This is a genomic window from Curtobacterium sp. B18, assembly GCF_000333375.1.
Classification (GTDB): Bacteria; Actinomycetota; Actinomycetes; order Actinomycetales; family Microbacteriaceae; genus Curtobacterium.
This window is the reverse complement of the sequence record NZ_BACZ01000353.1, coordinates 1-7240: the sequence shown is the minus strand read 5'-3', so window position 1 is coordinate 7240 and position 7240 is coordinate 1. Positions and strand designations below refer to the sequence as shown.

The 7240-nt window shown below is 71.2% G+C and carries 6 protein-coding genes; all 6 read left to right on the top strand.

Going from position 1 to position 7240, the window contains the following annotated elements:
- Positions 1-187: 187 nt before the first annotated feature.
- The 6 genes from I5E_RS09680 (at position 188) to I5E_RS09655 (ending at position 7110) form a co-directional block, all read left to right on the top strand.
- A complete protein-coding gene (locus I5E_RS09680; RefSeq protein ID WP_022906800.1) occupies positions 188-904 on the top strand; it encodes a GntR family transcriptional regulator in 717 nt (238 codons plus the stop codon).
- Between the two features lie 235 nt (positions 905-1139).
- On the top strand, positions 1140-2138 hold the full coding sequence (locus I5E_RS09675; protein ID WP_022906799.1) for a sugar phosphate isomerase/epimerase family protein: 999 nt from the start codon (positions 1140-1142) through the stop codon (positions 2136-2138).
- Complete coding sequence (locus I5E_RS09670) at positions 2135-3088, top strand: 3-hydroxyacyl-CoA dehydrogenase family protein (protein WP_031262065.1); 954 nt, start codon at positions 2135-2137, stop codon at positions 3086-3088. The genes I5E_RS09675 and I5E_RS09670 overlap by 4 nt, the downstream gene beginning before the upstream one ends.
- An 11-nt stretch (positions 3089-3099) precedes the next feature.
- Positions 3100-3864: an SDR family NAD(P)-dependent oxidoreductase gene (locus I5E_RS09665; protein ID WP_022906796.1), complete on the top strand. Its 765-nt coding sequence runs from the start codon at positions 3100-3102 to the stop codon at positions 3862-3864.
- Between the two features lie 154 nt (positions 3865-4018).
- Positions 4019-5410, top strand: coding sequence for an MFS transporter (locus I5E_RS09660; protein ID WP_022906795.1), 1392 nt, complete (start codon positions 4019-4021; stop codon positions 5408-5410).
- The gene (locus I5E_RS09655; protein WP_022906794.1) at positions 5407-7110 is read left to right on the top strand and encodes a dihydroxyacetone kinase family protein; all 1704 of its coding nucleotides are present in this window, start codon (positions 5407-5409) and stop codon (positions 7108-7110) included. Before I5E_RS09660 ends, I5E_RS09655 begins: the two co-directional genes overlap by 4 nt.
- Positions 7111-7240: the final 130 nt, after the last annotated feature.

The window sequence follows — 7240 nt, the reverse complement described above, 5'->3', positions numbered from 1 at the left end:
AGTGGGGGCACGCATGGGGCCTCGGACACACGCCCTCGTCGAGCGGGCTCGTCATGAAGCCGGTGTCGACGACGTGCGAGACCGGTCAGCGGACCCTCGGTCTCGGCGACCTGATCGGCATCGACGCGCTCTACTGACCGCGGCCGGTTCGGGGTGGTCGTGATCCTGGATTCTCTAGGATCGACGCATGTCGACCACGATGCCGGGCTTCGGGACCGAGCGCATCACGCAGCTCGGGCTGCGCGACCGTGTCTACGACCGGGTGCTCGAGGTGCTGATGGGTCACGACGTCGAGCCGGGCATGCGCCTGTCGATCGACGGGCTGGCCCGGTCCCTCGGCGTCTCGCCGACGCCGGTGCGCGAGGCGCTCGTGCAGCTCGAGCGCACCGGACTCGTCACGCGCGAGGCCAACAAGGGCTACCGGGTGTCGCCGCCGCTCGCGGGGGACCAGCTCGAGGCGTTGTTCGACGCTCGGCTCATCGTGGAGTCCGGTGCCGTCGAACTGGCGGCGCGGGGCGACGTCCCGGCCCTGCGGACACGGCTGGCCGCGGCGCTCGAGGAGCAGGCGGCCGTCGCCCGGGAGATCGCCGGCGTCGGGGTCGGTGCGGCGTCCGAGGAGCTGATGGCCCGTTTCTTCCGGGCCGACTGGCAGTTCCACCAGCTCGTGTTCGACGCGACGCGGAACCCGTTCCTCGAGGAGATGTCCGAGATCATCACGACGCGTGTGCACCGGATGCGACAGATCGTCGAGGGCGGCGGCGACGACACCGAACGTGCCGTCCAGGAACACCGGGACATCCTGGAGGCGTTGGCCGAGGACCCGGCTTCGGCCGTCGCGGCGATGCGGCACCACATCGACGCCGTGCGGCTCCGGTCGCGAGCGGACGCGTCGCACACCGCCTGACGTCGGTGCCGAATCGGAGCGGCGGTCGCTGTCCACGGCACCGACCGGGCGTGCGTGGACGCCCGTCCCGAGGTTCGGGTCAACGGGACGGGCGTCCTGATCCTCCACGTCCGGGCTCCTTCGGAGCCCCCCGGACAGGGGGTTTGGTCGGATCGGTTGCGGATCTGCCGCGTCGGAGTATCTTTCCTATAGGAAAGAGGTTCGATGACGAGCCCGACATGCGAAGGAGCATCCCGTGAGCACACCGCAGGACTGGGTCGACCAAGACTGGGACGCCACCACCTGGACGGCCGACACCTGGCCGATCGCGACGTGTCTGCACGGGTTCCCGCCGGTGACCCGTGACGGGATCGCCTTCCACGATGCGGACCCCCAGGTGTGGGACGACGTCTTCGCCCAGATCGAGGCGGTCGGGTTCTCGCTCGCCGAGATGGCGGACAGCCACATCCGACCCGCCGACCTCGAGCGGTCCCGGCGCGACGAGCTGTTCGCGATCGCGAAGGCGCACGGTGTCGGAATCCCGTCGGTGCACCTGCAGCGCAGGAGCATCGTCCAGCCGGGGCACGAGGAGGACAACCTCGTCTACGCCCACCGCACGATCGACGCGGCGGCGGAGTGGGGCATGCAGGTGTTCTCGACCGGGCTGCACCAGCCGTTCAACGAGGCGCAGCGGAAGGCCCTCTGGTTCTGGACGGCCCAGGGGCCGAAGGACCCGGAGGACCCCGAGATCCGTGCCGCCGCGGTGTCACGCCTCCGCGAGCTCGGCGAGCACGCCGCGAGCGTCGGGCTGCCGATGGCCCTGGAGCTCTACGAGGACACGTACCTCGGGACCGCGGACAGCGCCGTGCGCCTGATCGAGGAGATCGGCCTCGACACCGTCGGGCTGAACGCCGACGTCGCGAACCTCATCCGGCTGCACCGCCCGGTGGAGGACTGGCGCGAGCTCTTCGCGAAGACCCTGCCGTTCACGAACTACCTGCACGTGAAGAACTACACGCGGGACGAAGCCGGGGACGGCAGCTGGGCGACGAGTGCGCCGAGCACCATGGAGGCCGGGCTCATCAACTACCGCCAGGTCCTCCGCGACGCCGTCGCCGACGGGTTCCGCGGGATCGTCATGACGGAGCAGTACGGCGGGGACAGCCTCGGCGTCTGTGCCACCAACCAGCAGTACATCCGTTCCGTCCTCGCCACCTCGGTGGTCGGGGCGACGAAGCAAGGAGTCACCCGATGAGCACCCTCGACATCGCCGTCGTCGGATCCGGTTACATGGGCGGCGGGATCGCCCAGGTCCTCGCCCTCGCCGGCCACACCGTCCGGATCGCGGATGTCTCCGCCGAGATCGCCGCGTCCAACCGGGCACGGCTCATCACCGAGACGGAGCAGTTCGTCGCGGACGGCCTGTTCCCCGCGGACGCCGTGGCGCGCGTCGACGCCCACCTCAGCGCCGCGGACTCGATCGAGGAAGCGGTCGCCACGGCCGACTTCATCGAGGAGGCCGTCCCCGAGAAGCTCGAGATCAAGCACGCGACGCTCCGCCGCATCAGCGCCGCCGCCCGTCCCGACGCCGTCATCGGGTCGAACACGTCGACCATCCTCATCGAGTCCCTCGCCGAGGCGGTCACCGGCCCCGAGCGCTTCCTCGGCGTGCACTTCTCGAACCCGGCGCCGTTCATCCCCGGTGTCGAGCTCATCCCGCACCCGACGACGAACGAGCACGCGATCGCCGTCGGCGAGGCCGTCGTCGCCGCCACGGGCAAGCAGTCGGCACGGGTCAAGGACTCGACCGGGTTCGTGCTCAACCGCCTGCAGTACGCCCTGTTCGAGGAGGCGACGAAGATCGCCGACGAGGGCATCGCGACCCCCGACGACATCGACACGATCGTGCGGACCACGTTCGGGTTCCGCCTGCCGTTCTTCGGCCCGTTCGCGATCGCCGACATGGCGGGGCTCGACGTCTACGCGTTCTGCTTCGAGTCGCTGCAGACCCGCTGGCCCGAGCGCTTCGCCACCCCGCCGTCGCTGCAGCAGCACGTCGACGCCGGCGAGCTCGGCACGAAGTCCGGCGCCGGGTACCTCGACGTGCCGGCCGACCGCACCCCGGAGCTCGTCGCCTACCGCAACCGGGCCTACGTCGCGATGCAGAAGCTCCTCGACGAGCTCGGCCCGGCCCCGATCCACTGAGGGAGCGCACCATGACCACGAACCAGGACCGCACCGTCGTCCTCACCGGCGCCGCCTCCCCGCGGGGGATCGGCCGCGCCACCGCCCACCACCTCGCCGGACAGGGCTGGAACGTCGGCATCGTCGACCTCGACCAGGCCGCGAGCGAGCAGGTCGCCGCCGAGGTGCGCGACCAGCACGGCGTGCAGGCGGTCGGCGCGGGGGCGGACGTCGCCGACGAGGCCGCCGTGCGCGCCGCGTTCGACGCGATCGAGTCCGCACTGCCGCCGATCGCCGCACTCGTGAACCTCGCCGGGGTCTCCTCCGCCCACCCGTACCTCGACCTGCCCGAGGGGGAGTGGCACCGTGTGCTGGGCATCAACCTCGACGGTGTGCACTTCGCGAGCCTGCGGGCAGCGCAGTCGATGGTGCGGAACGGCTACGGCCGCATCGTCAACCTGTCGTCGGTGTCGGCCCAGCGCGGAGGCGGCACGTTCAGCAAGACGCCGTACTCGGTCGCCAAGGCCGGCGTCGTCGGACTCACCCGCGGGATGGCGCGCGAGCTCGGCCACCAGGGGGTCACCGTGAACGCGATCTCCCCCGGTCCGATCGACACCGACATCATGGGCGGCACGCTCACCGAGGAGCGCAAGGCGGCGATGGCCGCCGACGGCGTGCTGCCGCGGATCGGCACCCCGCGGGACATCGCCGCGGCGATCGCTTACCTCATCAGCGAGGACGCCGGGTTCGTCACCGGCCAGACGCTCAACGTCGACGGCGGCCTGTACATGCACTAGAGCCGACCGGCCACGGGTCGCGCGCCGTCCGCGCGACGCGATCCGTGCCTCCCGTCCGGCCGACAGGCCGACAGGCCCACACGCCGACAGACCGACAGGCCGACCGTCCGTCGGACGCACCGAAACCGCACCGTGCTCGCAAAGGAGCGAACCCGTGTCCCTTCCCCCTGCCCCCGCGCTCGGGTCGACGAACGACCCCGCCCTGAAGTCGGCGATCGGCAAGGCGACGAAGCACCTCATGCCGATGCTCGTCATCCTGTACTTCGTCGCCTTCCTCGACCGCACCAACGTCGGGTTCGCCGAGGAGGCGCTCAGCGTCGACCGCGGCATCTCCGACGCCGCGTTCGCACTCGGTGCGGGCATCTTCTTCATCGGCTACGCGATCTTCGAGATCCCGTCCAACCTGCTGCTCAAGCGGTTCGGCGCACGGTTCTGGCTCGCCCGCATCGCGATCACGTGGGGCATCGTCGCCGCACTGTTCTCGTTCACGACGAACGACACGATGTTCATCGTCCTGCGGTTCATCCTCGGCGTGACCGAGGCCGGCCTGTTCCCGGGCGTCATCATGTACCTGTCCGAGTGGTTCCCGAACAAGGTCCGCGTGCGGATGTTCGCGATCTTCTACCTGGCGCAGCCGTTCTCGCAGATGATCGGCGCCCCGCTCTCCGGCGGCCTGATCAGCTTCGGCGACCAGGCCACCCCGTTCCACGGCTGGCAGGTGATGTTCGCGGGCGAGGGACTGCTCGCGGTCCTCGCGGGCATCGCCGCGCTGGTGTTCCTGACGAACAGTCCGCAGCAGGCGAAGTGGCTCGACGACGGGCAGAAGGCGTCGCTCACCGCGGCGATGGCACGCGAGGACACCGCCCGCAGTGAAGACGGCCCGACCGGCATCTGGAAGGCGATGGCCAGCGGCCGCGTCTGGTACTTCACGATCATCTACTTCTGCCTGCAGGTCGCCGTGTACGGCACGACGTTCTACCTGCCGCAGCAGGTGTCCTCGCTGCTCGGCCAGGACGTCGGCTGGCAGGTCGGTCTCGTCGCCGCGATCCCGTGGCTCGTCGGGCTCGTCGCCTGCTACCTCGTCGGCTCGAAGGCGGACACCGTCGGACGTCGTCGCCGCTGGGGCACGATGTTCTACGTCACGACCGGGCTGTCGATCCTCGGGTCGGCGTGGGCCGGTGCGAACGGCCAACCGGTCCTGGGCATCCTGTTCATCACGCTGGCCGTCGCGAGCTTCCTCGCGGTGGGGCCGATCACCTGGGCGTACCCGACGGCCTTCCTGACCGGTGCGGCCGCCGCCGCGGGCATCGGGCTCATCAACTCGCTCGGCAACCTCGGCGGGTTCGTGGCACCGATCATGCGCACCGCGATCAACGACGTGGTGCCGACCGACAGCGGTGCGTTCGGCATCGTGTCGCTCGGGGTCCTGGCCTTCGTCGCGGCCGTGATGATCTTCTGCACGAAGTTCTTCCGGGGGGCGAAGGCGGATGACCTGCTCGACACCTCGCACGTCCGCACCACGACGTCGAAGGAGACGAGCGCGTGACCAGACTGTTCAACGATCCAGCGGACTTCGCCGACGAGGCCACCGACGGCTTCGTGGCCGCGAACGAGCGATGGGTGCGGAAGGTGCACGGTGGGGTTGCCCGCGCGACCACGAGCCCCGCCGGCACGGTCGCCGTCGTGATCGGTGGCGGGTCCGGGCACTACCCGGCGTTCGGCGGACTCGTCGGGCCGGGCCTGGCAGCCGGTGCCGCGATGGGCAACCTGTTCGCCAGCCCGAGCGCCCAGCAGGTCACGGCGGTGGCGAAGGCGTCGGAGCACGGTGGCGGGGTGCTGCTGAGCTACGGCAACTACGCCGGCGACGTGCTCAACTTCGACGCCGCTGCCCGGGCCCTCACCGCGGCCGGCATCGACGTCCGCACGGTCCGCGTGACCGACGACGTCGCCAGTGCGCCCGCCGACCGTGCGCACGAGCGTCGTGGGATCGCGGGGGACCTCTGCGTGTTCAAGGTCGCGGGAGCCGCCGCCGAGCGCGGGGACGGCCTCGATGCCGTCACGGCGATCGCGGAGCGGGCGAACGACCGCACCCGCAGCTTCGGCGTCGCGTTCTCCGGCTGCTCGCTCCCCGGCGCCGACGAACCCCTGTTCACCGTGCCGGAAGGTCGGATGGCGATCGGGATGGGCATCCACGGCGAACGCGGCATCGACGAGACCGACGTGCCCACGGCGTCCGGACTGGCAGACCTGCTCGTCGACAAGCTGCTGACGGAGCTGCCGTCCGGCGTCGCAGTCGACGGCTCCCGCGTCGTCCCGGTCCTGAACGGCCTCGGTTCCGTGAAGTACGAGGAGCTCTTCGTCGTCTACCGCTCGGTGCAGCGGCGCCTCGCGGAGGCCGGCATCGTCATCGTCGAGCCCGAGGTCGGGGAGCTGGTGACGAGCTTCGACATGGCCGGCGTCTCGCTGACGCTGTTCTGGCTGGACGACGAGCTCGAGGAGCTCTGGGCCGCACCCGCCGACACCCCCGCCTACCGCAAGGGCGGCGCCGTCGCCGCGGAGCGGCTGCCGGATTCGGCGCTCGAGGCCGACGAGGGGATCGTCGTCGGCACCGGGTCGCCCGAGTCCCACGCGGTCGCGGAACGCATCGCGACGGCCATCGCTGCGGCGCGGGCGGTCGTCGACGAGCACGCCGACGACCTGGGCGCGATGGACGCCGTGGCCGGCGACGGCGACCACGGCATCGGCATGCAGCGCGGCGTGCACGCCGCGGACGCCGCCGCGCGAGCAGCGCTCGAGCGCGAGGTCGGCGCCGGCGGACTGCTCGCGATCGCCGCCGACGCCTGGTCGGACAAGGCCGGTGGCACCTCCGGAGCGATCTGGGGTGCGGCCCTGGAGGCGCTGGGTCGCGTCCTCGGCGACACCTCGCGTCCGTCGGCCACCACGATCGCGGACGCCGTGCATGCGGCCGCCGAGGCCGTCCTCGCGTTCGGCGCCGTCCCCGGCGACAAGACCATGGTCGACGCGCTCGTCCCGTTCGACGACGCGTTCGGCCGGGCGGTGCGCGAGGGTGCGGCGACCGGTGACGCCTGGCGGACCGCGGTCGCGGCTGCCCGGGAGGCGGCGGACGCCACCGCCGACCTCGTGCCGCGCAAGGGACGGGCCCGGACCCACGCCGAACAGGCCGTGGGGACGAAGGACCCGGGTGCGGTGTCGTTCGCGTTGATCGTGGAGGCGGTCGCTCCGTGATCACCGTCGGGGTGTCGCTCAAGACGTACTTCTCGCACGGCCGGACGCTCTCGTGGGCGGCCGAGGTCGCGGACGTCGCCCGGCGGCACCCCGCGGTGACGTCCGGAGCGGCGTCGCTCTTCATCGTGCC

Bases quoted from the DNA above. Each gene is read 5' to 3' on its own strand.
- I5E_RS09670 (WP_031262065.1), top strand. From the start codon at position 2,135: ATGAGCACCCTCGACATCGCCGTCGTCGGATCCGGTTACATGGGCGGC.
- I5E_RS09665 (WP_022906796.1), top strand. From the start codon at position 3,100: ATGACCACGAACCAGGACCGCACCGTCGTCCTCACCGGCGCCGCCTCC.
- I5E_RS09680 (WP_022906800.1), top strand. From the start codon at position 188: ATGTCGACCACGATGCCGGGCTTCGGGACCGAGCGCATCACGCAGCTC.